A 25,526-nucleotide genomic window follows, 5' to 3' on the forward strand; every position below is an offset into this window, starting at 1 on the left:
AATCCATGACCAAGAAACTTTCCGGCAAGCGACCGGGGCCGGTGGTACTCGATGTCGTCGGCAAGCAGCTCGACGCCGAGGATGCGCGTCGCATCGCCCATCCCCTGACCGGCGGCGTGATCCTGTTCGCGCGCAACTTCGAATCGCGCGCGCAACTGCTGGCGCTGACCCGTGCCATCCGCGCCGTGCGCGAGGACGTGCTGATCTGCATCGACCATGAAGGCGGCCGCGTGCAGCGCTGCAAGACTGACGGCTTTACGCACCTGCCGGCCATGAGCCGCCTGGGCGAGCTGTGGGACCATGACGTGCTGGCCGCCACCAAGGCGGCGGTGAGCTGCGGCTACGTACTGGCGGCGGAATTGCGCGCCTGCGATATCGACCTGAGCTTCACGCCGGTGCTGGACCTGGACTACGGCCGCAGCGCCGTGATCGGCGACCGGGCATTCCACGCCGATCCGCGTGTGGTGACCATGCTGGCCGGCCATCTGAACCACGGCCTGCTGCTGGCCGGCATGAGCAACTGCGGCAAGCACTTCCCGGGGCACGGTTACGTCGAGGCCGATTCGCACGTGGCGATTCCTGTCGACGAGCGCACGCTGGACGAGATCCTGGCGCAGGACGCGCGGCCGTATGACTGGATGGGCGTCTCGCTGTCCTCGGTCATGCCGGCGCACGTGATCTACCCGAAGGTGGACCCGAACCCGGCGGGGTTCTCCCGGTTCTGGCTGCAGGACGTGCTGCGCGCCCAGCTCGGCTTCGAGGGCGTCATCTTCAGCGACGACCTGAGCATGGAGGGCGCCAGCGTGGCCGGCAACGTGACCCAGGCCGCGCGCGCGGCGCTGTCCGCCGGTTGCGACATGGTGCTGATCTGCAACCATCCCGAGCGCGCCGACCAGCTGCTGGCCGAGCTCGATACGGGCATCGACAAGGCTTCGCAGCGCCGCATCCGCAAGCTGTTCGCGCGCCGCAAGCCGCTGGACTGGAACAAGCTGCACCAGGAAGGCCAGTATCGCGCCGCGTTGCGCGTGCTGAAGGATCACGAACTGATCGCCTGAGGCGATAAGTATCGCGCAGCAATGCAAAAGGGCAGCCGAGGCTGCCCTTTCTTGTACCGGCCCCGCTGCGGGAGCGGGGCGGATGACGCGCTTTAGTTCGCGCGGCTGCGGTATTCGCCGGTGCGAGTGTCGATTTCGATCTTGTCGCCGATGTTGCAGAACAGCGGCACTTGCAGTTCGAAGCCGGTGTTGATCTTGGCGCCCTTGAGCACCTTGCCCGACGAGGTGTCGCCCTTGACGGCGGGCTCAGTGTAGACGATCTCGCGGACCAGCGTGGTCGGCATTTCCACCGAGATGGCCTTGTCGTTGTAGAACACCACTTCCACGGTCATGCCGTCTTCGAGGTAGTTCAGCGAGTCGCCCATGCTGTCCTGCTCGACTTCGTACTGGTTGAAGTCGGCGTCCATGAACACGTACATCGGGTCAGCGAAGTACGAGTAGGTGCATTCGCGGCGCTCGAGCATGACCACTTCGAACTTGTCGTCGGCCTTGAACACCGACTCGCCCGGGGCTTCGGTCAGCAGGTTCTTGTACTTCATCTTGACCACGGCGGCATTGCGGCCCGACTTGTTGTACTCGGCCTTCTGCACAACCATTGCGTCGGTGCCGATCATGAATACGTTGCCGACGCGGAGTTCCTGTGCGGTTTTCATCTGAACTGATTTCCTGAAAAAGAAGTCTCGGAATTAGGTATGGCGAAGGCGCGCTGCCGGCACTGTCTCTCTACGATTGACGATTGCGCCTGAGTGAGCCAGTGCCCACGCGCTCGCGACCCCGTGCTCAGCTTGCATTCAGTTGCTGCTCTCGTACCGGATGGTACTGGAGAGAGGCACCTGGTTCTCCGGCCCGGTCGCCACTAAATCAACCGACTATTTTACCTGATTTTCGCAAAACGCCACGAGATTTGCCGCCAGGTCGCCCGGATGCTGCAGGCGTCGCTCCCAGCGCACCGCCATGTCGGTGAGTTGGGGCAGGCTTGCGCGCAGGCTGGCCCAGTCGAGTGGCGTGCCATACCCGTTCCATGCGTGCCAGAACGCGGCGAGTGACTGTGCCGCCGCAGTGTCGACGCCGCTCTGTCGGAACAGGTCCAGCCAGGCGTCCAGTTTGACGCGATGCGCGTCCTCGTCCTGCGGATAGATATGCCAGACCAGGGGGCGCGCCGCCCACTGCGCGCGGACGAAGGAATCCTCGCCGCGGACAAAATTCAGGTCGCAGGCCCACAGAAGCTCGTCATAGTGTTCCTGGCGGACGAAGGGAATGATGTGCACCGAGAGGTTGCCGCTGAAATAGTCGGCGCCGACCTGCGCCGGCACGCCGAACCACTCGGCGACCTGCTGCGCGGCCAGACCTTGCGGAACCAGGCACTGGACCGCCTCGCCGCCATCGCGCCATTGTTCCAGCAGGGCGGGCAGTGCGATGTTGCGGTAGGCGAAGAGGCTGACCTTGAGGGCGCCGGTTCGCGGCGCGACGCCAAGCCGGTGCCAGAGCGCAGCCTGCGCGGCCGGTCCGGACAGAAAGGTGTCACGCTGTGCACCGAGCATGGATTCACGCAGCAATCCGCCGGTGCCCGGCTCGAAGCCCGGAAAGAAGAAGTGCTTGACCAGTGGCAGGCGCGGATGCGGCGAGGGCATGGCGTGATGCTCGCGCACCCACGGCTCGGCGCTGAGATATTCAAGGTTGATCCACACCGGCTTCTGCGCACGCCTTGCCATGCGGGCAAGAAACGTTTCCGGGAGGTTGCAGGCGAATGCCTCGATGACCACATCGTGCGGCTCGGCGTCGGCGGCGGGCGTGAAATGCTCGTCGGCGCCGGTAGCATCCGGCCGCCATGGCCGGATTTCGACGCCGGCCAGCCGCTGGGAGGGCGCTTCAATGTCGACTTCAGGAGCCAGCCGTGCAAAGCTCGAAAGATCGTCAACCCATAGCCGCACCGCGTGGCCGTGTTCCTGTGCGAGCTGGCGCGCGAGGCGCCAGCAGACGCCAATGTCGCCGAAATTGTCGATGACGGTGCAGAAGATGTCCCAGGAGCGGATAGGCATGGTGGCTGGCGTGCGGTCCGGACGGGGTGGGCCGGGAATGCTCTAAACTTGCGATTTTAGAGCCAGCCCGCGTCCCCGGCGTGCCGGCAGTCTCGAATTGGTCACCGTCCCCAATGTCCGACCAGCCTTCCGATTCCCCAGTCACTCCTCCAGTCGAGCCATCCATCGAGCCGCCCGTCGAGGTGCCGGCCGAGCCGTTCGACGCCAAGCCGGTCATCGCGCAGCTGCCCGGCTTGCCGGGCGTGTACCGCTATTTCGATGCCGCCGGCAATGTGCTTTACGTCGGCAAGGCACGCGATCTGAAGAAGCGCGTCTCGAGCTATTTCAACAAGACGCAGCTGTCGCCGCGCATCGCCATGATGGTGGCAAAGATTGTGCGCATCGATACCACGGTGGTGCGGACCGAGGCGGAAGCGCTGCTGCTGGAGAACAATCTCATCAAGGCGCTGGCGCCGCGGTACAACATTCTGTTCCGCGACGACAAGTCCTATCCGTTCCTGAAGCTCACCGGTCATCGCTTCCCGCGCATGGCTTACTACCGCGGGGCGACGGACCGCAAGCACCAATACTTCGGACCATTCCCCAGCGCCTATGCGGTGCGCGAAAGCATGCAGATCCTGCAAAAGGTCTTCCAGCTGCGCACCTGCGAGGACACTGTCTTCAACAACCGCACGCGGCCGTGCCTGCTCCATCAGATCCATCGCTGCACCGGCCCGTGTGTCGGCGCGATCAGCGAGGAGGATTACGCGCGCGACGTTGGCAATGCCGCGCGCTTCCTGCAGGGGCGCCAGAGTGAGGTGCTGGAAGGCCTGCAGGCGAAGATGGAAGAACACGCAGTGAAGCTGGAGTTCGAGCAGGCGGCGGCGGTGCGTGACCAGATTGCCGCGCTGTCGACCGTACTCAAGCGCCAGGCGGTGGAGGAGGTCGGCCAGGCTCGGGACATCGACGTGCTTGCCGTGGCAGTGGAGGGCGGGCGCGCCTGCGTCAACCTCGCCATGGTGCGCGGCGGCCGGCACCTCGGTGACAAGGCGTACTTTCCGGCTCATGCCGAAGAGGCCGCCATGATCGTTGACGATGCTGCCGACGAGCTGTCTGCGGAAGATGGCGCCCTGCCGGCTGCGCCCTTGTCGATGGAGCGGATCGCCGCACGAGTGTTGTCTGCCTTCATGGTGCAGCACTACCTGGAGCAGCCCGCACCGCCCATCGTGGTGGTCAGCCACATGCCCGATGACGAGGCGCTGCCTGAGGCGCTGGCGCTGCATGCCGGACGCAAGGTCACGCTGGTCCGCCAGCCGCAGGGGCAGCGCAAGGTCTGGCTGGAAATGGCGCAGCAGGGGGCGGCCCTCGCGCTGTCGCGGCGGCTGGCCGAGCAGGGCAGCCAGGAGGCTCGCACGCGCGCGCTGGCAGAGACCATCGGCCTGGATCTGGAAGACCTGGCCCTGCTGCGCGTGGAATGCTTCGACATCAGCCACACCGCCGGCGAAGCCACGCAGGCGTCGTGCGTTGTCTTCCATCATCACGATATGCAGAACGGCGAATACCGCCGGTACAACATCCAGGACATCACGCCCGGCGACGACTACGCGGCCATGCGGCAGGTGCTGACGCGCCGCTACCAGAAGCTGGTCGAGCAGTTGCAGGAGGAAGGCGGGGTCGATGCGGGCGCCGATGCCGCGCCGCTTACGCCGCAGATTGTGCTGATCGACGGGGGCAAGGGTCAGGTCGAGGTCGCGCGGCAGGTGTTCGAGGAACTGGGGCTGGATATCGGACTGCTGGTCGGCGTCGCCAAGGGCGAGGGCCGCAAGGTGGGGCTCGAGACGCTGGTCTTTGCCGATGGCCGTCCGTCGCTCGAACTGGGGCAGGGCAGTGCCGCGCTGATGCTGGTGGCACAGATCCGGGACGAGGCCCACCGCTTTGCCATCACCGGCATGCGCGCGCGGCGGGCCAAGGCGCGCACCACTTCGCGCCTGGAAGAGATCGAAGGCGTGGGCGCCCGCCGCCGGCAGAAGCTGCTGACGCGCTTCGGCGGCCTGCGCGGCGTGATGGCGGCCAGCATCGATGAACTGGCGAGCGTCGACGGCATTTCCCGCAGTCTGGCCGAGGAGATCTATCGCCAGCTGCACTAAGAAACCCATTTCATTGTGAAATGGTTCCTAGGGCCAGGAAAGCCTCTTCGGCCCATAAATGCTCAGTTATTCCGAAATCGGCGACAATCGCGAGGTCTGCGATGTTCGCTAACGCCCCCGCCGGTATCCAAGCTCCATGCCCATCAATATTCCGATCCTGCTGACCTGGCTACGCGTCGCCATGATTCCTCTTGTGGTGGGGGTGTTCTACCTGCCCGAGGCATGGCTGCCGATGCACACCAAGAACATGACCGCGGCGGCCTTTTTCATTATCGCGGCCGTCACGGACTGGCTGGACGGTTTCCTGGCGCGGCGCTGGAACCAGACATCGTCATTTGGCGCTTTCCTGGATCCGGTAGCGGACAAGCTGATGGTGACGGCGGCGTTGCTCTCGCTGCTGGCGCTGGGTCGGGTTGCCGACCTGATTGCACTGGTCATCATCGGCCGCGAGATCACTATCTCGGCGCTGCGTGAATGGATGGCGCAGATCGGGGCGTCAAAGAGCGTGGCCGTGAATTTCCTCGGCAAGCTGAAGACGACCGTCCAGATGGTCGCGATTCCGCTGCTGCTGTACGCCGACAATCTGTTCGGCATGGACGCATCGCTGCTTGGTACGTGGATGATTTACCTGGCCGCAGTGCTGACGCTGTGGTCGATGTTCTATTACATGAAGCTTGCGTGGCCCCAAATCCGCGAGCGCAGCGGAGTGGTAGCGGAGGCTCGCGCGCAGAAATGAGGAAAGATGCAAAAAGGTGTTGACGAGCGCAAACGTTCTTTGCAATAATCTCTTTCTCGTTGCTGACGACGCAAACGAAAGCGGCGAGATAAGGCGGGTTTGGCGCAAGATGCTGTGTAATAGCGGCAAGTTGCGAGATTAAATTGCCTTAGTAGATGTTCAGCAGGATCCTGCGGGAGTAGCTCAGTTGGTAGAGCGCAACCTTGCCAAGGTTGAGGTCGCGAGTTCGAGACTCGTCTCCCGCTCCAGGTTAAATACGGTTCGATGGTGTTTGCAGAACACGGTCGGGCGGGCAGTAAAAGTTGTACGCGGGAGTAGCTCAGTTGGTAGAGCGCAACCTTGCCAAGGTTGAGGTCGCGAGTTCGAGACTCGTCTCCCGCTCCATCCCTAAGGGAAGCGCCGCTTCCCTTTTTGTTTGGATTGGCAGCCGCCGGCGATTCAGGTAACGCCGGCCGATTGCGGATACAATCCAGCAGCACGTCACCTGGCGGGGTGGCAGAGTGGTTATGCAGCGGCCTGCAAAGCCGTGTACGCCGGTTCGATTCCGACCTCCGCCTCCAGTCATAGCAAGACGGCGCCCAAGTGGCGCCGTTTTTGTTTTCCCTGCGTGGATTCGGCCTGTTTCCGGCCTTTGACCACGTGGCGGCCATGTTACATTACGTCATGCCGTACGCTTTTCGGGGTGCCCGGAGCAGTTTCCGCCGGGCAGCATGTCATCGCCATTCCCGATTCCGTGATGCGCCAACGCGCGCATGCGGGGCCGCTGCGGCACTTCCCGCTTTCTCAGATTCGTCGCTGACCATCGTCACCCTGCGCTGCTTGCAAGCATGATGCCGCGGGAGCCTCGTGGCCGCTGCGGCCGACCGGGCAGGGCGGGACTCAGCGATCGCCGTTTCAGCTCCAGATACGAGGAATCCAGCCCGCATGCATCACGCCACCCCGCTCATCAGCACAATCGTCGGCGGTATCGTTCTGGCGTTCATTCTTGGCGCGATCGCCAGCAAGCTGCGGCTGCCACCGCTGATCGGCTATCTCTGTGCCGGGATCGTGGTCGGCCCCCATACGCCGGGATATACGGCAGACCAGGCCCTGGCGCCGGAGCTGGCCGAACTGGGCGTGATCCTGCTGATGTTCGGTGTCGGGCTGCACTTCTCGATCAAGGACCTGATGGCGGTGAAGAAGATTGCCATTCCTGGTGCCGTCGTGCAGATCGGGATTGCGACGTTTCTCGGCATGCTGGTCGCCTGGGGGTTCGGCTGGTCGTGGGGGCAGGGCTTCGTGTACGGGCTGGCGCTCTCGGTGGCCAGTACGGTGGTGCTGCTCAAGGCGTTGCAGGACCGGGACCTGGTGGAGTCGCCGCAAGGGCGTATCGCGGTCGGCTGGCTGATCGTGGAAGACCTCGCGATGGTGCTGGCGTTGGTGCTGCTGCCGGCGCTGGCCGGGTTGCTGATGGATCCGGATGACGCTGCAGCCGTGACCGGTGAGGCACTGAGTACCGGCGATGTCCTGATCGCCGTGCTGGCGACGCTGGGCAAGGTGGCGGCATTCGTCGCAGTCATGCTGCTGATCGGCCGCCGCTTTATCCCCTGGATGCTCGAGCGCATCGTCTGGACCGGCAATCGTGAGATGTTCCGGCTTGGCGTGCTGGCGACGGCGTTGGGCGTTGCCTACGGCGCGTATGCGTTGTTCGGCGTGTCGTTCGCGCTGGGCGCGTTCTTTGCCGGGATGGTGCTGGCCGAATCGGAATTCAGCCATCGCGCTGCTGAAGAATCGCTACCGCTGCGCGATGCATTTGCGGTGCTGTTCTTCGTCTCGGTGGGGATGCTGTTCGATCCGATGGTGCTGGTCAACGATCCGTGGGGCGTGCTGTCGACCTTGTTCATCATCGTCGTGGGCAAGTCGCTCGCAGCCATGGGCATCGTGCGCGTCTTCGGGTACTCAGGCAAGACCAGCATGACCATTGCGGTGAGCCTGGCGCAGATCGGCGAGTTCTCCTTCATTCTCGCCAGTCTCGGTGTCTATCTGAAGATCCTGCCGGAGCGCGGCCAGGCCTTGATACTGGCCGGCGCCTTGCTGTCGATCATGCTGAATCCGGTCCTCTTCCATTTGCTGGACCTCTACAGCGCAAAGGCCGACCGCAACGAGGACCCGCAGCCTGCATGAGGGAGGCTGGTGTCCTAGGCGCCGATCTGCGGCGCCATGCCGCGCAAATACTCGGTAAAGGCCAGCAAGCCCTGCGTCGGAAATTTGTCCTGATGCACGACCAGGTACAGCGGACGCACGATGCGTGGCAGACCTTTCCTGACCGCCACCAGTGTGCCCCGCTCCAGTTCATCTCGCACGACGTGAAGTGACAGGCAACTGACGCCAAAGCCGCTCATCACGGCGCGCTTGATAGCCTCTGCGTTGCCGAGCTCCAGCGCAAAGCGCAGCTCGCCCAGCAGCGGCACCAGCCGTTCCTCGATGATCTCGCGCGTGCCGGAGCCGGGTTCGCGCACGATCCATTCGGCTGCGCGCAACGCATCGGCATCCGCAGACGCCGCGAGTGGATGCGAGGGGCCTACGATCACCACCATCTCGTCATCGCACCAGTGCATGCTGCGCAGGTCGCGTTCGTGGCTGCTTCCTTCAATCAGGCCGATATCCGCTTCGAACTGCAACAAGGCTTGCAGGACATCCCGGGTATTGCCAATGCGCAGATCGAGCGAACACGGGCCGCTGCGGCTGTTGCGGAATCCCGCCAGCAGGGTAGGCAGGATGTAGCTGCCGATGGTGTTGCTGGCAGCGATCTGCAACTGCACGCCGGTCTGGGTCGCAAACCGTTCGAGTTCGTGGGCCTGGTCGAGCAGCGACAGTGCCCGAGGGAAAAACTGGCGCCCGGTTTCATTGATGCTCAGGCGACGGGCGATGCGGTCGAACAACGGCCCGTTAAGCGCACGTTCCAACTCGGCCAGTGATGCACTGACGGCCGATTGGGACATGGAAAGCGCTTCGGCGGCGGCCACGGTGCTGCCATGCTGCGCCACCGTCACAAACACGGAGAGCTGGCGCAGGGTAAGTCGGAGCGGGCGTTGGTCCATATCGATCAGCCAGGTAAGTCATAGCGATATTACCCGTTTTTCAGATTAACTGGCCAAAGGTACGCTTGGTGCATCCTTTCTAACAGCTGCCGCCATGTCCTCCGTCCCTGTTACTGCACCTCCCACTGTTGCCGCGGCCAGCGGTCCGGCCCTGTGGCGCCAGCGGCTGCTGACGCTGGTTCCGCTGGGTGGCATTGCGTGGCTGGCGCTTGTGCTGGCCGATCACCCGGCGGTTTCGCGATACGGCCTGAGCGCCCTGACGCTGGCGATGTGCGCGGGCATGGTCGCGGCGAATACGCTGCCGCGCCACTGGCTGACGCCGCTGGCCCCCGGCATGCAGTTGGCGCGCCACCATCTGCTGCGCCTCGGCGTTGCGCTCTACGGCTTGCGGCTGACCTTCGCTTCAATCGCTGCCCTTGGCCTGCCAGGCATTGTGGTACCGCTGGTCATGCTGGTGGCCACGCTGCTGTTTGGCACCTGGGTCGGCTCGTCCTGGTTCGGTCTGAGCCGCCGCGAGGCCATCCTGGTCAGTGCAGGCAGCGCGGTCTGCGGCGCTGCCGCCGCGATTGCGGTGTCCTCGGTCGTGCGCACCGATGACCGTCAGACGGCAGTAGCGGTGGCCACTGTCGTGCTGTTCGGCACCGTGGGCATGCTGCTCTATCCCTATCTGTTCGAGCTGGCCACGTCGCACTGGCACTGGCCGGTCAGCGAGCGGATGTTCGGTATCTTCACCGGTGCCACGCTGCATGAAGTCGCCCAGGTGATCGCGGCCGGCAAGATGATCAGTGAGCCGACCGCAGATGCGGCGGTGGTTGCCAAGATGGTGCGCGTGCTGGCGCTGGGGCCGCTCTTGCTGGTGATGGCGCTGTGGCCCCGCGCTGGCGCGGCAGAGGCTCAGCCCGGAAACAGCCGCGTGCGCGGCATCCTGAAGTCGGTCCCGTGGTTTGCCGTCGGCTTCGTCGCGGTCATGGCGGTCAATTCGGCGGGCGTGGTGCCGTCGGCCTGGAAGGGCGGACTGGTGGCGCTGGACAACTGGCTGCTCGCCTGCGCGATGCTGGCAATCGGCCTGCATACACGCATCGGCGACTTGCTGCGAGCCGGCCGCAAGCCGCTGGCGCTGGCCGCAGTGCTGTTCGTTTTCCTGATGTCTGTGGGCGCGCTGATGTGCTACGCGATGGCGTAGCCGGAGGAAGGTTGGCTGGTCGGCTGTTTCTCAGGTGCTGGCCAGTAAATATTGCCGTGGTGCGGCCGACGGGACTCGAACCCGTAAGCCCGGAAAGGCGGCAGATTTTAAGTCTGCTGAGTCTACCAATTTCTCCACGGCCGCACGGCAAGCCCGGTATTGTGGTGGCTTAACATCGGGGACGCAAGTTTGTCACACCTGCGCAACGATCGGCGGTCGCTCCGGGGCCAAAAGTGACGTCCTTGTTACGGATCGTAACAATGTAGGGTCGGCCGTTGCACCTGGAAATTTCCTAGCCACTAAAATAGTAGCTAAGAGGAATCTCAAACAGAGAGGCAGGATATGAAACGTTCGTTGCTCGCAGCATTCGGTATCGCGGCCGTTCTTGCGTCGGGTGCGGCAATGGCCCATGTGAGCGTCGGCGTGGCAATTGGTGTGCCAGGCGTAGTGATTGGTGCACCGGCTTATTACCCTCCGGCCCCGGTTTACTACGCGCCGCCCCCGGTTGTCGTGGCGCCAGCTCCGGTCTACTACGGCCCGGCCCCGGTCTATTACGGCCCGCGCTACTATGGCGGCCCTCGCTACTATGGTTATGGTCCGCGCCACTACTACGGTCCGCGGGGATACCACGGCCATGGCCGCTGGCGTGACTGAGTAAGCCGGCAGCCTGCAAGGTTTTTGAAAGAAAGAGCCCCATGTGGGCTCTTTCTCTTTGGTGTTGCCTCGCGAGGCGATTGTCTCAGGCAGCATCCCGGCAGTTCCCTCTACTTTGGTGGTCATCAAATAATTTGAACTGACTGCTCAAAGCGTCACGTCTACATATCAGGGTTTTCCCCTAAACTGGCTCTGTGACGCGGTGATGAAGGCAAGCACACCCTGCCTGGACGCCACGCCTGCACCCAACCGATAAGTAAGGGGAATCTCACATGAATATCAAACTCAGCGTAGCGGCACTGGCCGCCCTGGCAGCGCTTTCCGCAGTTTCCGTGTCGGCGTCTGCCGGCGTTCGCAAGGTCGATCCGTACCTCGATGGCGCCAAGATTGGCAAGGTAGATACATTCACTGATGGCGCTCGCGTGGGAAAGACCGATGCCTATACCGACGGCGCCAGGATGGGCAAGGCTGACCCGTTCACGGACGGCGCGAGGCTCGACAAGCGGGACCAGTTTACCGACGGCGCCTGACGCATCAAGGCTCTCTGTATGACGAATGACCCGCACCTGGCTGCGGGTCATTTCATTCATGACTATTCCGCATGCCTCTGTTGCCGGCATGCGCCATGACGATGGCATTGCCACGGCGCTATACTTCCGCCTCAAACTGTATTGATCATCAGGAGAGTGGTATGCAGCAAAAGACTGTGCTGACGGCGGAAGACGTGAAGAAGGTAATGGCCGCAGCAGAAACCGAGGCAAAGAATCACCACTGGGCAGTCTCGATTGTCATCGTGGATGATGGCGGCCACCAACTGGCCCTGCAGCGCCTGGACGGCGCGGCACCGATCTCGGCCTACATCGCCACTGAAAAAGCTCGCACGTCCGCCCTGGGTCGTCGTGAGTCGAAGATCTACGAAGACATGATCAACAACGGCCGTCATTCGTTCATGACCGCGCCGGTGCTGCAAGGCATGCTGGAGGGCGGCGTGCCCATCGTCTGCAACGATCAGGTTGTTGGCGCTGTTGGGGTGTCGGGCGTGAAGTCTACTGAAGACGCGCAGATCGCGCGCGCCGGCATCGCCGCGCTGGGTCTCTGATCCGTTCCCAATGAAAAACCCCGCAGGCATGGCCTGCGGGGCGCAATAAAAAGGCGGCATGGCTGGAGGCCGATGCAGCCGGGTCAATCCCGCCGGTCACATCGTCCCTGGCTACTGCCCAACACCTCTGTCAGAGGTGGTCCCCACAAAGTCCTGACTGCCCCTTTCGAGGCAGGCCTGCCCGGAGCCCGGGCTCCAGGCCTGTATCAGCGCGTCGACAGGGCTGTGCTCGCAGCCGTATCTCTCATTTCGTCAGAATCAGCTTCCCGTACCGCGTAATGCGCAGGGTGTAGACCTCGCCGTTGTGCAGGATCGGCAGTGTCGTGGCGCCGTGCATGATGCTCTCCAGTGCCACCGGCTGGCCGGCAGGCGCGCCGCCGGGCAGGCTGTCGCGCATCAGGGCTTCGAGCCGGGCGGGCAGGGCGGCCACGGCCGATTTCATGGATTCGATGGCGGATGCGGCGGGCTTCTCGCGTCGGGCCTGCGGGGCAACCTCGACCCGGCGCAGCGACAGGCGGCGGCGGGTGATTTCACGCGGTTGCGACAGCGGCAGGGAAAGTGTGCTCATCATCATGCTCCGGTCGGAATGGGTTGCGCCTGGGTCGGGAGTCCGACCCGGTGGCAAAGCGTTCGGGTTGGGAATATATTAAATGAGAATTGTTATCATTACAATAGAGAAATTCAATGTCTGCTCGTTGCGGTGCGACAGGGCGGCAGAGTAGTCAGGCCAAACAAAAAGGACATCCCGCGGGATGTCCTTTCTTTCATGGCGACAAGGCCTGAGGCCCAGACGCTATTGCTTGGGTTCCGTGATAAACCCGATCTTGCCGAGGCCCCCATGCTGGGCTGCGGCCATGACTTCCGCCACGCGTTCGTAGCGGACGGCACGGTCGGCACGCAGGTGCAGTTCCGGCTGCGGTTCCTGCCTGGCGGCGAGCGCGATATTGTTCTCCAGGGTGGCCTGGTCGACTTCAACCTGGTTCCAGAACACTTTGCCTGCCGCATCGATCGAGACATTGATGTTCTGCGGCTTGCTTTGGTTCGGCTGGTTGGTCGCGCGCGGCAAGTCGATCTTCACCGCGTGATTGATGACAGGGATGGTGATGATGAAGATGATCAGCAGCACCAGCATGACGTCGACCAGCGGCGTCATGTTGATCTCGCTCATCACCTCGTCGTCATCTCCCTCGATGGTACCGAATGCCATGATGACTTCCTTGATGCCGTGTTATTGCCGTGCTGCGGCCAGGCGCACCGCACCGTCTTCCGGACGGGTGCTGGTCGGGCGCACGCGCGCGCCGGTGACGAAGTAGGCGTGCAGGTCGTGGGCAAAGCGGTTGAGCTTGGAGATGACCGCCTTGTTGCCGCGGGTCAGCGCGTTGTAGCCCAGCACTGCCGGGATCGCCACGGCCAGGCCGAAGGCGGTCATGATCAGTGCCTCGCCGACTGGGCCAGCCACCTTGTCGATGGTCGGGACGCCCGATGCGCCGATGCCGATAAGTGCATGATAGATGCCCCACACCGTGCCGAACAGGCCGACGAACGGGGCGGTGGAGCCTACCGATGCCAGCACGGCCAGACCCGATTGCATGCGTGCCACGGAGTCGTCAATCGCGCTCTTGAGCGAGCGGGTCAGCCAGTCGGAGATATCCATCACGTCGTGCAGCTGCGGCTGGCTGGCGCGATGGTGCTGGGTCGCGTCCTTGCCGGTGATGGCCAGGGCGCGGAAAGGGTTGGCGTCGCTGGCGCCGAGGGTTTCAAGCGCGTGGTCGAAGTCGTCCGAGTGCCAGAAGCGTTTCTCGGCGCCTTGCGCCATCTTCTTGAGCCGAATCAGATCCCATGCCTTGGTGAGGATCACGATCCATGACGCGAGCGACATGATCAGCAGAATGATGGCAGTCGCACGCATGACGAAATCGCCTTGCGCCCAGAGGTGGGAGAGTCCGAGGTCCTGCATGTTGGTTCCTGGTGAGTTCGCTGGTTAGTTAGTTCTGAATCAATTGAGTTCAAAGCCGATCGGCTGCTGCGCGGTGACGGCAACGGCGCGGCCGTTGTCCATGTACGGCTTGCAGCGCATCCGCTGCACCGCATCGACGGCAGCCTGGTCCAGACGCGATGAGCCGCTGGATGTCACCACGGAAGTCTTGACGACTTTACCGCTTTCATCGGTGGTCAGACGCACAACCGCCTTGCCGGTTTCGCCCATGCGGCGCGATTGTGCCGGGTAGGACGGTTGCGGCGGCGTGCACTGGATTTCGCCGATGCCGACCGCGCGCGGCGCGGCGGAAACCGGAGCGGGCTCCGGGGCCGGGGCGGGGGGCGCCGGCGGGGCCGGCGGCGCGGGCGGTGCCTCGAGCGCCGTCGGCGAGGGCGGCAGCGCTGCAACCGGTTGCGGCGTGGGTTTGGGCTGTGGCGGCGTCGGCCGTGGCGTGGTCACCTTGACCTGCTTGGGCGGCGTTTCGGGCTTCGGCGTTGGAGCATCGGGCGCCTTTTCCTGCTTTGGTGGCTCGAGCGGGATGATGCGCGCAACGATTTCCGGCGCTATCACTGCCTCGGTCAGCTTGCGGCCGAGGCCGCTCTGGATCAGATAGAGCAGTCCAGCGTGGAACAGCAAGACCGCAATCGTAATCTTGAAAAAGCGTTGGTCGAACATGGGTGAACAACAGAAATCGGCCGGCCGGCGCAATGTCACTTGCGATAGAACAGGATCAGCGAGATGCCACAACCAACCAGCAGGCTAAGCAGCAATTCCATGATAAACGCTCCTACAACAGGGTTGCCGGGGGAGCGCTACTCTCGGGCAGCGTGTCAGTCGGGCAGTATAAACGATAATGATTCTTATTTGTTGTGATTTGTGCGACGCAACTGGCAATTTGTCCAAACCGACGTTATACCCCCATTCCGGGGATCTTTCTGTATCCGTGGTCAAGGCCACAGTGGCGTGCACTAGGGGTTGCCGGGAATGCCCGGCGGGCGACAAAGCGCGCTAGCATAGGAAGAAACTGCAAAAGGTGGCTGCGCGCCTGTCGCGGCGCCGTAGCCGCGCGCTCGGGGACCAGGACATGGACTTCACACGTTTTGCTGAAGATGACCGTTCGACGATTCTCCGCGCCGTCCCGGGCGTTTCTTCCAGCTCGGCACTGGACTGGATGTGTGCCCAGTTCGCGTTGCGCGTTGTGTGCGCCCTGGGCCCCCGATTCAATCTCCGCAGCAATATCAATGATGTCCTGACCGTCAGCGCCCAGGAAATGGTGTGGCCGTACGGAGTGGTGCTGCGCGTGCAGCGCTTCCTGTCGGCCCGCTGTGCCGACATGCCGGCCTGGAAGGGCGCGTCGCGGCTGACACCCGAGGAATTCCTGGACCGCCACGGCCAGTGGAACAGCGCCTTCGACGAGAGCGCGCTGTTCTACTACCTCGACGAGTACGTCAAGCATCACGCCAAGGACATGTTCGCCGTCTTCGATGCCTCGGCCGCGGCCATTGCCGCGCGCCTGGACGGCGAGCGCGTCTTGCTGGTGCGCAATATCGACATGCTGAGCCATGTGCTCGACTTGCCCGACCACGAGCGCAAACTGCTGCTTTATGCCGCACTGGCCAAGTACAAGCGCGACCTGCGCGCCGTGATGGTGGACTGCAAGGTGGCCCACAGCCAGGAAGCCTTCCAGATCCTGTCCGGCCTGACCGGTGCGAGCCCTGCGGACGTGGCCGCGTCGCTGCGGCCTGGCTCTCGGCTCGAGACCCTGAACCTGATCGAACAGCCGCTGCCTGAGAACAGCGTGACGGACCTGGGCGACCTGATGCGCCTGTCGGATCGCCTGCTCCACGTGCTGCTGGGCAACTACGCGAACGAGGCCGAGATGATGGCGGTCTTTACCCGCCCGGCTGCGCCGCCCACGCTGTGTACGGCCGACTACCCCCATGTGGAGACCGACGCCCGCTACCTTTCCGCGCTGCTGGCCAATGCCACGCGGCAGCACGCGAGCGGTGTCAACGTGCTGATCTATGGCCCGCCGGGTACGGGCAAGACTGAGTTTGCCCGCCTGCTGGCGCGCGAAGCCGGCTGCGAGCTGTACGAGGTGGATTGCCTGGACCGCGAAGGCAACAGCCTGTCGGGCAAGGACCGCTATCGCTCCCTGCAGGTCTCGCAGGCCTTCCTGCGAGGCCGTGCGCGCACGGCGCTCTTGTTCGACGAAGTAGAAGACGTCTTCCCGGGCAGCGCGCGCGAATTGATGAGCCTGTTCGGACAGGAGGATGCGCGTGCCTCCGTCAACGGCAAGGCGTGGGTCAACCAGACCCTGGAACAGAACCCGGTGCCCGTGATCTGGATCTCGAACTCGATCCGGCAGATCGACCCGGCTTACCTGCGGCGCTTCCAGTTCCACCTGGAGCTGAAGATCCCGCCGCCGCAGGTGCGGGAGAACATCATCCGCAAGCATCTGGGCGGGCTGGACGTGACCGATGCGTTTATCACTTCGCTGGCCGCGCGCAAGACGCTGACGCCGGCGCAGGTGCAGTCGGCGGCGCGTTTTGTCCAGCTGGCGCGGCCGGACGTGGACGAACCGGTCGAGGCACTGATCCTGCGCCAGCTCGAACATGCGGACCGCGCGATGGGCCTGCGCCCCGAGGTGGAAGCGCGCCCGGTGGTGACCCACTACCGGCTCGACAACCTGAACCTGGAAACGCGCTATGAAGTGGCCAAGATTGTCGAGGCGCTCAAGGCTCGGCAGCGCGGGACCATGTGCTTCTATGGCCCGCCTGGCACCGGCAAGACTGCGCTGGCCGAACACATTGCTGCCGCGCTCGACCTGCCACTGATGATCCGCCGCGCGTCCGACCTGATGAGCAAGTACGTGGGCGAGACCGAGCAGCAGATCGCCGCCATGTTCGCGCGGGCCGAGGAGGACGGCGCCGTGCTCTTGCTGGACGAGGCCGACAGCTTCATGCAGAGCCGGCAGCAGGCGGTGCGCAACTACGAGGTCTCCGAGGTCAACGAGATGCTGCAGGGCATGGAGCGCTTCAATGGCATCTTTATCTGCACCACCAACCTGTTCGACCGGATCGATGAAGCCGCATTGCGCCGCTTCTCGTTCAAGATCCGCTTCCTGCCGCTGAAGGCGCCTCAGCGCGTGACGATGTTTGTCGACGAGGCGCTGGACGGGGACGATAGCCAGCTGACCGACACCATGCGGCACGAACTGGATGCGATGGACTGTCTGACGCCGGGCGACTTTGCCACGGTCAAGCGTCAGTGCGTGTTGCTTGGCGAGGCGCTGACGCCGGACGAATTCCTGGCGCAGCTGCGCCACGAGCACGCCGTCAAGCCCGAAGTGCGGCACCACCGGCCGCTGGGTTTTATTCAGTAGGCAAGCGCCCGACGGCTAGAACGCCGGGGCCGGCTCGATCACGACTGTTTCCGAGCGGGCATCCACCTGCAGCAGCGCTGCGGCCATCGCGCGCAGATGCTCCGCGTTCTTGGTAGAGACGAAGCGGTCCTGGGGGATCGCATCCGGACCGGCGGAAAGCGCATGTTCCATCAGCTTGCGCGCGAGCTGTCGCGCAATGGCGCTGCCGGTGTCGACCAGCGCCAGCTGGTCGCCGACCATCGCGCGGATGGTGTCCGACAGGAAAGGGTAGTGGGTGCAGCCCAGCACCAGCGTGTCGGCGCCGGCTTCCAGCATGGGTGTGAGATAGGCGTCGAGCCGTTCGCGCACGGCAGGCCCGTTGGTGTCGCCTTGCTCGATCAGCGAGACCAGGCCAAGGCCGGCTTCGCAGATAAAGCGGCTTTCGCCATCCAGCGATGCAAGCAGGCGCGCGAACTTTGCGCTCTTGAGCGTGTTGGCGGTTGCCAGCACGCCCACCACCTTGCTGCGGCTGGCCGCGGCGGCGGGCTTCAGGCCCGGTTCCACGCCGATGATCGGCAGCGGCAGCCTGTTGCGCAGCAACTCCACGGCGTGGCCGGTTGCGGTGTTGCAGGCAATCACCAGCGCCTTGCAGCCCTGGCCGATCAGCCACTCGCAGGCCTGCAGGGTGCGCGCTTCGACGAATTTCTCAGGCTTCTCGCCGTACGGCGCGTACTTCGAGTCGGCCAGGTACAGCAGCGATTCATGGGGCAGCAGCGCGCGGATTTCGCGCAGCACGGACAGGCCGCCAAGGCCGGAATCGAAGACGCCGATGGGTGCGGGGTTCACGGGAAGCAACGGGTGGTCAGGGCAGGAGACTGTGCAGAAAAAAGCCGGGTCGAGACCCGGCTTTTTTCCAGTGCGACGGCAGATTCTACCGCCTTACAGCGCGGCGACCGGGATCTTGCCGATCTTGGCCTGCCATTCGGCGGGGCCGGTCTTGTGCACTGAGGTGCCTTCGCTGTCCACGGCAACGGTCACCGGCATGTCCTTCACTTCGAACTCGTAGATGGCTTCCATGCCGAGGTCTTCGAAGCCGACCACCTTGGCTGCCTTGATGGCCTTGGCCACCAGGTAAGCCGCGCCGCCGACCGCCATCAGGTAGGCCGACTTGTGCTTCTTGATGGCCTCGATGGCCACCGGGCCGCGCTCGGCCTTGCCGATCATCGAGATCAGGCCGGTTTCGGCCAGCATCATCTCGGTGAACTTGTCCATGCGGGTGGCGGTGGTGGGGCCGGCCGGGCCCACGGCTTCGTCGCGCACCGGATCGACCGGGCCGACGTAGTAGATCACGCGGTTCTTGAAGTCCACCGGCAGTTTCTCGCCCTTGGCCAGCATGTCGGCGATGCGCTTGTGCGCGGCGTCGCGGCCGGTCAGCATCTTGCCGTTGAGCAGCAGGGTCTGGCCCGGCTTCCACGAGGCCACTTCTTCCGGCGTCAGCGTGTCCAGGTCGACGCGCTTCGACGTTTCGGTGTTCGGTGCCCATTCCACCTTCGGCCAGGCCGACAGGTCAGGCGCTTCGAGCTTGGCCGGGCCGCTGCCGTCCAGCGTGAAGTGCACGTGGCGGGTGGCCGCGCAGTTCGGGATCATCGCCACCGGCTTGGAAGCCGCGTGGGTCGGGTAGCCCATGATCTTCACGTCCAGCACGGTGGCCAGGCCGCCCAGGCCCTGCGCACCGATGCCCAGCGCGTTGACCTTCTCGTACAGCTCGACGCGCAGTTCTTCGATCCAGTCCTTCGGGCCGCGGGCGATCACGTCCTGGATATCGATCGGGTCCATCAGCGATTCCTTGGCCATCACCATGGCCTTCTCGGCGGTACCGCCGATGCCGATGCCCAGCATGCCCGGCGGGCACCAGCCGGCGCCCATGGTCGGCACGGTCTTCAGCACCCAGTCTACGATGGAGTCGGACGGGTTCAGCATCACGAACTTCGACTTGTTCTCCGAGCCGCCGCCCTTGGCCGCGACCTGGATGTCCACGGTATTGCCCGGCACGATCTCGTAGTGGATCACTGCCGGGGTGTTGTCCTTGGTGTTCTTGCGGCCACCCTCGGGCGGGTTGACGATCGAAGCGCGCAGCACATTGTCGGGGTTGGTGTAACCGCGGCGCACGCCTTCATTGATCATGTCGGTCAGGCTCATGGTGGCGCCATCCCAGCGCACGTCCATGCCCACCTTGACGAAGATCGTGACGATGCCGGTGTCCTGGCAGATCGGCCGCTTGCCCTCTGCGCACATGCGGCTGTTGGTCAGGATCTGTGCGATCGCATCCTTGGCCGCGGGACTCTGTTCCAGCTCATAGGCACGGCCCAGGCTGGTGATGTAGTCCATCGGGTGGTAGTAGCTGATGTACTGGAGGGAATCGGCGACGCTCTGGATGAGGTCTTCTTGCTTGATCACAGTCATTTTTGTGGGGGAGGCCAGCGGTGAAATTCAGCCCGGAATCATACACCGACCGGCGCGCGGTTGCCCGGCTGCATACACGCGTCCACACGTACGGAAGTGCCGCCGGCGGCGCTCCACTGGCCCGATCGCCCCAAAATGAAAAACCGCGGCGCCAGGGCCGCGGTCCGGGGGTGCAGGCGGTGGCTCGCCGCTTCAATGTGCTTCAGGCTTCGCGTGGGCGCCGGCAGAGTGCGAAACCATGCGGTCTACCCAGGCCATCGCCAGCGCTGACAGCAGGAAGGCGAGGTGGATGGCTACCTGCGACATGACGGTGTGCCTGTTAGTCGACTGAGGTCATCCGCCGTGATTCAGCCGGCGGCGCCCGTATCCGCTTCCGCCGGGTCCGCTCGCCAGGCGCGCCGCGCCAGCTTGCCCGGCCAGCTGGCCAGTACGATGCCGCCCAGCACGCAAGCCAGCGCGACCGCGTGCGGCCAGCCTGGCGTCTCGCCGAGAAAGACAATGCCGTAGGTGGCCGCGGCCACCGGCAGCACCGAGGTAAAGACGCCAGCCAGCTGGGCCGGCACATGCCGGATGCCCTTCATCCACAGCCAGAACGAGAACACGCTCGCGGACAGCGCATACCAGAGCAGCATCAGCCAGGTCTTGGCCGGCACGTTCGACGGATCGAACGTCAGCAGCGGAATCAGACCTAGCGGCAGCATCAGCAGCCCGCCTATCAGGTGCGTGTAGGCGCAGATCTCGATGGCGGCGAGGGTCTGGGTGAGGCGTCGGGACAGGATCACGTAGATCGATTCGCACACCACCGCGCCCATGATCATCAGGTTGCCCAGCAGCGTCTGGCTGCCGGTTGCGCCACTGCCATGCCCTTCACCGCGGGCAATATTCAGCACTGCCACGCCGGCCATGGCGAGAAGCACGGACGCAATGGTCCGGCGCGACAGCCGCTCGCGCAGCAGCAGCCAGGACAGGATCGCGACCGTGGCCGGGATCGTGCTGGTGATCACGCCCGCAGCCATGGCGCTGGTCAGCCGCACGCCATTGAGCATCAGCAGCGTGAACATGAACGTGCCGAAGAACGCCTGCAGGAACAGGTTCAGCCACTCCCCGCGCGAGACCCTGCGCATGCGCGAGGGGCGGTACCACGGTGACAGGCAGACGATGGCGATCACAAAGCGCAGCAGGGCGAACAGCAGCACCGGCACGTGCGCGATGATGGATTTCCCGAGGCCGACATTGCTGCCGACAAGCGCCATCGAGGCGACCAGGAACAGGGCGTAGACGGGAGTGTAGGCGGGCACGGATACTGCCTTGGTCGGGAACCGGCGGGGCGGGCCCCCTGGTAGTGCGACTGGCTCCGGTTCCGGTGGGCGGCAGCAGCAGTGTGCCGCGTTCAGGTAAAGGACTCGCGGCATTATAGCTGTGCTAGCCTAATGGAGAAGGCTGCACATTCGCCATGAAATTTCCGGCGTCGCTCCCTGTTGCAACGCAATATGACGCTGGGAGACCGGCATCGTATCCGGGCGTCAGGTTTAAGTAAGCCGTCAGGCGTAATTTGGCAGCCAAGCAGCCTAGTCAAAAATCAGGAGACAAGTCCATGTCCGCCATCGAATCGGTGATGCAAGAGCATCGCGTTTTCAATCCCCCCGAAGCGTTTGCCAAGCAAGCCGCGATCCCGAGCATGGAGGCGTACCGCGCGCTGTGCGAGGAGGCCGAGCGCGATTACGAAGGCTTCTGGGCCCGCCACGCGCGCGAGCAGTTGCACTGGGACAAGCCCTTCACCAAGGTGCTCGACGAGAGTAACGCTCCGTTCTACAAGTGGTTCGAAGACGGGGAAATCAACGCCTCCTACAACTGTCTCGAGCGCAACCTGGAGAACGGCAACGCCGACAAGGTCGCGATCGTGTTCGAGGCCGACGACGGCACCGTGACGCGCGTCACCTATCGCGAACTCCACGCCAAAGTCTGCCGTTTTGCCAACGGCCTCAAGTCGCTCGGCGTCAAGAAGGGTGACCGCGTGGTGATCTATATACCAATGTCGGTCGAAGGCGTGGTCGCCATGCAGGCCTGCGCGCGCTTGGGCGCCACGCACTCGGTGGTGTTCGGCGGCTTCTCTGCCAAGTCGCTGCAGGAGCGGCTGGTGGATGTCGGCGCGGTGGCGCTGATTACTGCCGACGAGCAGATGCGTGGCGGCAAGGCGCTGCCGCTCAAGGCGATCGCCGATGACGCGCTGGCGCTGGGCGGCTGCGAGGCCGTGAAGAACGTGATCGTCTACCGCCGCACCGGCGGCAAGGTCAACTGGACCGAAGGCCGCGACCGCTGGATGGAAGACGTCTCCGCCGGCCAGCCCGACACCTGCGCGGCCGTTCCGGTCAGCGCCGAGCATCCGCTGTTCGTGCTCTATACCTCCGGCTCGACCGGCAAGCCGAAGGGCGTGCAGCACAGCACCGGCGGCTACCTGCTGTGGGCGCTGATGACGATGAAATGGACGTTCGACATCAAGCCCAACGACCTCTTCTGGTGTACCGCCGACATCGGCTGGGTCACCGGGCACACCTATATCGCCTATGGCCCGCTGGCGGCAGGCGCCACCCAGATCATCTTCGAAGGCGTGCCGACCTATCCGAACGCCGGCCGCTTCTGGGACATGATCGCGCGCCACAAGGTCAGCATCTTCTACACCGCGCCGACCGCGATCCGCTCGCTGATCAAGGCCGCCGAAGCCGACGAGAAGATCCACCCGAAGCAATACGACCTGTCGAGCCTGCGCCTGCTGGGTACGGTAGGCGAGCCGATCAATCCGGAAGCCTGGATGTGGTACCACAAGAACATCGGCAACGAACGCTGCCCGATCGTCGATACCTTCTGGCAGACCGAAACCGGCGGCCACATGATCACCCCGCTGCCGGGCGCCACGCCGCTGGTGCCGGGCTCGTGCACGCTGCCGCTGCCGGGCATCATGGCCGCCATCGTCGACGAGACTGGCCAGGACGTGCCCAACGGCAGTGGCGGCATCCTTGTGATCAAGCGCCCGTGGCCGGCGATGATCCGCACCATCTGGGGCGATCCGGAGCGCTTCAAGAAGAGCTACTTCCCCGAGGAACTCGGCGGCAATCTCTACCTGGCCGGCGACGGCTCGATCCGCGACAAGGACACCGGCTACTTCACCATCATGGGCCGCATCGATGACGTGCTGAACGTGTCGGGCCACCGCATGGGCACGATGGAGATCGAGTCGGCACTGGTGGCCAATCCGCTCGTGGCCGAGGCGGCAGTGGTGGGGCGTCCCGACGACATGACGGGCGAGGCCATCTGCGCGTTCGTGGTCCTGAAGCGAGCGCGTCCGGACGGCGAGGAAGCGGCGAAGCTCGCCGCCGAGCTGCGCAACTGGGTGGGCAAGGAGATCGGGCCGATCGCCAAGCCCAAGGACATCCGTTTCGGCGACAACCTGCCCAAGACTCGCTCCGGCAAGATCATGCGTCGCCTGCTGCGTTCCCTGGCCAAGAACGAGGAAATCACCCAGGACACTTCCACGCTGGAGAACCCGGCAATCCTGGATCAACTCAAGCAGGCGCAGTGACCTGCGTAGTGACTCGATAACGGCCTGCAACCCCTGACCCGCCGCCGCGCCCAGCGCGCCGGCGGGTTTCTCACAACGCCCCGCCGCTACTACTGCCACCCATGCCCGATGCCCAGGCGCGCTTTCGCCGCCGGCTGTTGCTGTACTACGGCCTGTTTACATTAGGGCTGTTTGGTTTCGTCGGCATGATGGGGCTGCTGGAGCGCTCCAATGCCGATGCGCTCTGGCTTGGCTATGTCTTCCTCTTCGTCACCATCGCCATTTACGCGTGTATCGGGCTGATCTGCCGCACCTCGGATCTGAACGAATACTACGTGGCGTCGCGGCGCGTGCCGGCGATGTTCAATGGCATGGCCATCGCGGCGGACTGGATGAGCGCGGCGTCGTTCATCGGACTGGCCGGCATCCTGTTTGCCTCCGGATACGAAGGGCTGGCCTATGTGATGGGCTGGACTGGCGGCTACTGCCTGGTTGCCTTCCTGCTGGCGCCATACCTGCGCAAGTACGGCGGCTACACCATTCCCGATTTCCTCGCCGCCCGCTATGGCAACGGCAAGCCGGGTGGCAACCTGCCCGTGCGGGCCATCGCCGTGCTGGCAGCTTCGCTGTGTTCCTTTGTCTATCTGGTGGCGCAGATCCAGGGGGTAGGGCTGGTTGTCACGCGCTTTATCGGGGTCGAGTTTGCCGTCGGCATATTCTTCGGGCTGGCCGGTATCCTGGTCTGTTCGTTCCTCGGTGGCATGCGCGCGGTCACGTGGACCCAGGTGGCGCAGTACATCATGATGATCGTCGCTTTCCTGCTGACGGTGTCGATGATCGCGTGGAAGCATCACCATGAAATAGTGCCGCAAGTGAGCTACGGTTCGCTGCTCACGCAACTCGATCAACGCGAACGCCAGATCGAGCGAGAGCCGGCCGAACAGGCCGTGCGCGAGTACTACCGGCAGCAGGCCATCCAACTGCAGGATCGGATCTCGCGCCTGCCGGAGTCCTTTGCGGAAGAGCGTAGCGCCCTGGAAGCGCGATTGCAGGAGCTGCGGGCGCGCAACGCGCCGCTGCGCGAAATCAAGGCCGTCGAGCGCGAACGGATCGACTTCCCCGCCGATTCCGCCGCCGCGCAGCAGCAGTGGAACCAGATGCGCGAGGACGCCCTGGCCCGCAGCATGCCATCCACTTCGTCCACGGAACCTTACCCGGCCGCATCGGAGCAGGAGCGCAAGACCAAGCGGTTGAACTTTGTCCTGCTGGTGTTCTGCCTGATGCTTGGCACCGCCAGCCTGCCGCACATCCTGACTCGCCTGTACACCACGCCATCGGTGAAGGAAACCCGCAATTCGGTGGCATGGGCGGTGTTCTGCATCGCCTTGCTCTACGTATCGGCGCCCACGCTGGCGGCCCTTGTGAAGTATGAGTTTTTCCAGCACCTGGTCGGCACGCCATACGCCGAACTGCCGCAATGGGTGGTGCAGTGGCGCAAGGTCGATCCGCCGGTATTCGGCATCCGCGACGTCAATGGCGACGGCATCGTGCAGTGGGCGGAAATCCTGCTCCAGCCAGACATGATCGTGCTGGCGGCCCCCGAGATTGCCGGGCTCCCCTACGTCATCTCCGGGCTGGTAGCGGCAGGCGCCCTGGCTGCCGCGCTTTCCACGGCCGACGGCCTGTTGCTGACCATTGCCAACGCGCTGTCGCACGACGTCTTCTATCACATGGTCGATCGCCAGGCGAGCCACCAGCGCCGCGTGACGACCGCCAAGATCGTGCTGCTCGGCGTGGCGCTGTTTGCCTCCTACGTCACCTCGCTGAGGCCGGGCAACATCCTGTTCCTGGTCGGCGCGGCGTTCTCGCTGGCGGCTTCCAGCTTCTTCCCGGTGCTGGTGCTCGGCATCTTCTGGCGTCGCACCACCGCCGCCGGCGCCGTCGCGGGCATGGCGGCGGGGCTTGGCGTGGCCGTCTACTACATCATCGTCAATTACCCGTTCTTCACCCGCATGACCGGCATCTTCGGAAACCGCTGGTTCGGCGTAGACCCCATCGCCTCCGGGGCATTTGGCGTGCCGGCAGGCTTCGCCGCGGCCATCCTTGTCAGCCTGGTGACGCCGCACAATGCGCCGGTGATCGACCGGCTGGTGAGCTACTTGCGGAGGGGGTAGGGCGAGGTTCGTCGACGAA

Annotated in this window: 21 protein-coding genes, 4 tRNA genes and 1 pseudogene; 14 read left to right on the forward strand and 12 right to left on the reverse strand. The window is 64.1% G+C overall.

What is annotated here, in order from left to right; genetic code table 11:
• Positions 1 to 5 precede the first annotated feature (5 nt).
• Entirely contained in the window at positions 6 to 1,055 is a 1,050-nt protein-coding gene (gene nagZ / locus RM96_RS00755) for a beta-N-acetylhexosaminidase (RefSeq protein ID WP_039006643.1), read from the forward strand.
• A gap of 92 nt (positions 1,056 to 1,147) precedes the next feature.
• On the opposite strand, the gene efp is transcribed toward nagZ, so the two are convergent.
• Positions 1,148 to 1,708, reverse strand: a complete 561-nt coding sequence (gene efp, locus RM96_RS00760) for an elongation factor P (RefSeq protein WP_039006644.1) — start codon at positions 1,706 to 1,708, stop codon at positions 1,148 to 1,150.
• A gap of 216 nt (positions 1,709 to 1,924) precedes the next feature.
• Complete coding sequence (gene earP / locus RM96_RS00765; RefSeq protein WP_039006646.1) at positions 1,925 to 3,094, reverse strand: elongation factor P maturation arginine rhamnosyltransferase EarP; 1,170 nt, start codon at positions 3,092 to 3,094, stop codon at positions 1,925 to 1,927.
• A 113-nt stretch (positions 3,095 to 3,207) separates the two neighbouring features.
• Between earP and uvrC the strand changes: the two genes are divergently transcribed.
• From uvrC to RM96_RS00795, 6 genes are all read left to right on the forward strand, one after another.
• The gene (gene uvrC, locus RM96_RS00770) at positions 3,208 to 5,220 is read left to right on the forward strand and encodes an excinuclease ABC subunit UvrC (protein ID WP_039006648.1); all 2,013 of its coding nucleotides are present in this window, start codon (positions 3,208 to 3,210) and stop codon (positions 5,218 to 5,220) included.
• Positions 5,221 to 5,356: 136 nt separating this feature from the next.
• The gene (gene pgsA, locus RM96_RS00775; protein ID WP_039006650.1) at positions 5,357 to 5,956 is read left to right on the forward strand and encodes a CDP-diacylglycerol--glycerol-3-phosphate 3-phosphatidyltransferase; all 600 of its coding nucleotides are present in this window, start codon (positions 5,357 to 5,359) and stop codon (positions 5,954 to 5,956) included.
• A gap of 172 nt (positions 5,957 to 6,128) precedes the next feature.
• Positions 6,129 to 6,204, forward strand: a tRNA-Gly gene (locus RM96_RS00780).
• A 60-nt stretch (positions 6,205 to 6,264) separates the two neighbouring features.
• Positions 6,265 to 6,340, forward strand: a tRNA-Gly gene (locus RM96_RS00785).
• A 102-nt stretch (positions 6,341 to 6,442) separates the two neighbouring features.
• A tRNA-Cys gene (locus RM96_RS00790) sits at positions 6,443 to 6,516 on the forward strand.
• Positions 6,517 to 6,880: 364 nt separating this feature from the next.
• Positions 6,881 to 8,119 carry a cation:proton antiporter domain-containing protein gene (locus RM96_RS00795; RefSeq protein ID WP_082016374.1) on the forward strand — a complete coding sequence of 413 codons (1,239 nt, stop codon included), beginning with the start codon at positions 6,881 to 6,883 and terminating at the stop codon, positions 8,117 to 8,119.
• Positions 8,120 to 8,133: 14 nt separating this feature from the next.
• On the opposite strand, the gene RM96_RS00800 is transcribed toward RM96_RS00795, so the two are convergent.
• Positions 8,134 to 9,036, reverse strand: coding sequence for a LysR family transcriptional regulator (locus tag RM96_RS00800; protein ID WP_039006653.1), 903 nt, complete (start codon positions 9,034 to 9,036; stop codon positions 8,134 to 8,136).
• 94 nt (positions 9,037 to 9,130) lie between these two features.
• Between RM96_RS00800 and RM96_RS00805 the strand changes: the two genes are divergently transcribed.
• The gene (locus tag RM96_RS00805) at positions 9,131 to 10,219 is read left to right on the forward strand and encodes a YeiH family protein (protein ID WP_039006655.1); all 1,089 of its coding nucleotides are present in this window, start codon (positions 9,131 to 9,133) and stop codon (positions 10,217 to 10,219) included.
• 57 nt (positions 10,220 to 10,276) lie between these two features.
• Here the strand turns inward: RM96_RS00805 and RM96_RS00810 are convergent.
• Positions 10,277 to 10,363: transfer RNA gene (locus tag RM96_RS00810), tRNA-Leu, on the reverse strand.
• Between the two features lie 198 nt (positions 10,364 to 10,561).
• On the opposite strand from RM96_RS00810, the gene RM96_RS36645 reads away from it, so the two are divergent.
• The 3 genes from RM96_RS36645 (at position 10,562) to RM96_RS00820 (ending at position 11,972) form a co-directional block, all read left to right on the forward strand.
• Complete coding sequence (locus RM96_RS36645; protein WP_082016375.1) at positions 10,562 to 10,873, forward strand: hypothetical protein; 312 nt, start codon at positions 10,562 to 10,564, stop codon at positions 10,871 to 10,873.
• A 272-nt stretch (positions 10,874 to 11,145) separates the two neighbouring features.
• Positions 11,146 to 11,403: a hypothetical protein gene (locus RM96_RS00815; RefSeq protein ID WP_039006657.1), complete on the forward strand. Its 258-nt coding sequence runs from the start codon at positions 11,146 to 11,148 to the stop codon at positions 11,401 to 11,403.
• Positions 11,404 to 11,564: 161 nt separating this feature from the next.
• Entirely contained in the window at positions 11,565 to 11,972 is a 408-nt protein-coding gene (locus tag RM96_RS00820; protein ID WP_039006659.1) for a heme-binding protein, read from the forward strand.
• 244 nt (positions 11,973 to 12,216) lie between these two features.
• On the opposite strand, the gene RM96_RS00825 is transcribed toward RM96_RS00820, so the two are convergent.
• From RM96_RS00825 to RM96_RS00840, 4 genes are all read right to left on the reverse strand, one after another.
• Positions 12,217 to 12,540 carry a hemin uptake protein HemP gene (locus RM96_RS00825; protein ID WP_039006661.1) on the reverse strand — a complete coding sequence of 108 codons (324 nt, stop codon included), beginning with the start codon at positions 12,538 to 12,540 and terminating at the stop codon, positions 12,217 to 12,219.
• Positions 12,541 to 12,765: 225 nt separating this feature from the next.
• A complete protein-coding gene (locus RM96_RS00830; RefSeq protein WP_039006664.1) occupies positions 12,766 to 13,179 on the reverse strand; it encodes an ExbD/TolR family protein in 414 nt (137 codons plus the stop codon).
• Between the two features lie 21 nt (positions 13,180 to 13,200).
• On the reverse strand, positions 13,201 to 13,929 hold the full coding sequence (locus RM96_RS00835; RefSeq protein ID WP_039006666.1) for a MotA/TolQ/ExbB proton channel family protein: 729 nt from the start codon (positions 13,927 to 13,929) through the stop codon (positions 13,201 to 13,203).
• Between the two features lie 39 nt (positions 13,930 to 13,968).
• Positions 13,969 to 14,625, reverse strand: a complete 657-nt coding sequence (locus RM96_RS00840) for an energy transducer TonB (RefSeq protein WP_039006667.1) — start codon at positions 14,623 to 14,625, stop codon at positions 13,969 to 13,971.
• 409 nt (positions 14,626 to 15,034) lie between these two features.
• Here RM96_RS00840 and RM96_RS00845 point away from each other — a divergent pair, with 409 nt between their 5' ends.
• Entirely contained in the window at positions 15,035 to 17,335 is a 2,301-nt protein-coding gene (locus tag RM96_RS00845) for an AAA family ATPase (protein ID WP_039006772.1), read from the forward strand.
• Between the two features lie 15 nt (positions 17,336 to 17,350).
• Here the strand turns inward: RM96_RS00845 and murI are convergent, their stop codons facing one another.
• The 4 genes and pseudogenes from murI to RM96_RS00860 all read right to left on the reverse strand — a co-directional run bounded on the left by murI (position 17,351) and on the right by RM96_RS00860 (position 21,075).
• The gene (murI, locus tag RM96_RS00850; protein WP_039006773.1) at positions 17,351 to 18,160 is read right to left on the reverse strand and encodes a glutamate racemase; all 810 of its coding nucleotides are present in this window, start codon (positions 18,158 to 18,160) and stop codon (positions 17,351 to 17,353) included.
• A gap of 93 nt (positions 18,161 to 18,253) precedes the next feature.
• A complete protein-coding gene (locus RM96_RS00855) occupies positions 18,254 to 19,777 on the reverse strand; it encodes a fumarate hydratase (RefSeq protein WP_039006669.1) in 1,524 nt (507 codons plus the stop codon).
• 192 nt (positions 19,778 to 19,969) lie between these two features.
• Positions 19,970 to 20,092 (reverse strand): annotated as a pseudogene (locus RM96_RS38345) (TIGR00645 family protein); the annotation flags it as partial.
• 32 nt (positions 20,093 to 20,124) lie between these two features.
• Positions 20,125 to 21,075 (reverse strand): DMT family transporter, encoded by a 951-nt coding sequence (locus RM96_RS00860; RefSeq protein WP_039006671.1) that lies wholly within the window; start codon positions 21,073 to 21,075, stop codon positions 20,125 to 20,127.
• A gap of 296 nt (positions 21,076 to 21,371) precedes the next feature.
• Here RM96_RS00860 and acs point away from each other — a divergent pair, with 296 nt between their 5' ends.
• Both acs and RM96_RS00870 read left to right on the forward strand, forming a co-directional pair.
• Complete coding sequence (gene acs / locus RM96_RS00865) at positions 21,372 to 23,354, forward strand: acetate--CoA ligase (protein ID WP_039006673.1); 1,983 nt, start codon at positions 21,372 to 21,374, stop codon at positions 23,352 to 23,354.
• Between the two features lie 101 nt (positions 23,355 to 23,455).
• Complete coding sequence (locus RM96_RS00870; RefSeq protein WP_039006674.1) at positions 23,456 to 25,507, forward strand: VC_2705 family sodium/solute symporter; 2,052 nt, start codon at positions 23,456 to 23,458, stop codon at positions 25,505 to 25,507.
• Positions 25,508 to 25,526: the final 19 nt, after the last annotated feature.

Source organism: Cupriavidus sp. IDO (assembly GCF_000812465.1).
In the GTDB taxonomy this organism is placed as follows: Bacteria; Pseudomonadota; Gammaproteobacteria; order Burkholderiales; family Burkholderiaceae; genus Cupriavidus.